1 protein-coding gene is annotated in these 728 nt (G+C 57.0%); it reads right to left on the bottom strand.

Annotated elements, in window-relative coordinates; genetic code table 11:
- Window positions 1-166 precede the first annotated feature (166 nt).
- The gene (locus AC3WJD_RS22060) at window positions 167-604 is read right to left on the bottom strand and encodes a YkvA family protein (RefSeq protein ID WP_492749006.1); all 438 of its coding nucleotides are present in this window, start codon (window positions 602-604) and stop codon (window positions 167-169) included.
- Window positions 605-728 lie beyond the last annotated feature (124 nt).

The following is a 728-nucleotide window of genomic DNA, read 5'->3' as shown; positions in this document are numbered from 1 at the left end:
TAGCGCAGAGAACGCGGATCGCGGGTTCCTGCATGTAAGGATTTCGTACGCTTATGCGCCCGAAATCCTTCGCCATTCCGGTCGTTCCGTGCGACTTTGCCGTACCGGATAAGCCGACATACGTTCATGAAACCTCGAACCGCGGATTGACCGTGGGAAGTCGACGTTAGCCGCTGGCGGTCAACCAGTTCGGCCAAACGAGCCAAATCGTCAGTGCCGTGGCAGCGATCCAAATCAGCACGACGGCCATCAACCCGGCCATTGACGTGGGTTTGCGCTGCTCAAGTGCTTTGGAACGAAGGTCCACCATAACTGGCCCGGGTATGAGCTTGACGGCAAGCAGGATGCCAAGGGGCACAATCAGCAAGTCGTCGAGATACCCAAACACCGGCACAAAATCCGGTATCAGGTCGACTGGCGACAACGCGTAAGCGGCAACTACCAAAGCGACAGCCTTGGCATACCAGGAAACGCGAGGATCGTGCGCGGCGAGCCACAAGGCAATCACATCGCGCTTGATGCTGCGCGCCCAATATTTGAGACGTTCCATTGCGGGCTTCATAATCACTTCAATAAGGTGGGACACCGCGCGAAGGTCCGCCATACTGTCGCGCTGTTGTCTGCCGGTGCTGTCTGATCACTGGCTGCGAACGCCGACATTTCGGCCGTTCAAGCCTTCATCCAGGCCACGTAATAGCTGTCATCCATTCATCAAGCTCTGACGCGAC

This window comes from Sphingobium sp. FW306-1B-F04DB (assembly GCF_058781925.1).
Note: the sequence above shows the minus strand (reverse complement) of the source record. Positions and strands in the feature narration are given on the sequence as shown.

Bases quoted from the DNA above. Each gene is read 5' to 3' on its own strand.
- AC3WJD_RS22060 (WP_492749006.1), bottom strand. From the start codon at position 604: ATGGCGGACCTTCGCGCGGTGTCCCACCTTATTGAAGTGATTATGAAG.